Source organism: Peribacillus sp. SIMBA_075, from assembly GCF_046534585.1.
On sequence record NZ_JAWRYN010000326.1, the window covers coordinates 1 to 313 of the forward strand.

General features: G+C 50.8%; 1 protein-coding gene. It reads right to left on the minus strand.

What is annotated here, in order from left to right:
* On the minus strand, positions 1–313 hold a 313-nt coding region (locus tag SB775_RS28430), incomplete at both ends, for a sporulation protein YqfD (protein ID WP_410864524.1).

The window sequence follows — 313 nt, forward strand, 5'->3', positions numbered from 1 at the left end:
GGGTCGATCATTTTCGTACCACTGACTTCAACACTCCACACAAACGTAGAAAGCATGTACAATCCGATGAAAAAAAGAGCGGCTCCGATGGCCAGTCCAGAACGTCTGCGCAAGCGAAGAAGCCAAAACGGCAATCCATCCCGACGCTCTACATGGCTGCGACAGCCTGTCTCTTTTAATAACGGACGCAAACGGAAATAATCCCGTATTAGGATGTCGCAGCGGCTCTCCTCCAAACCATCCCTGCGAATGTTCCAAATCCGGATGCCGTCACGCACAGCCATATTCAGCATGCGTTCAAATCGTTTTCCGC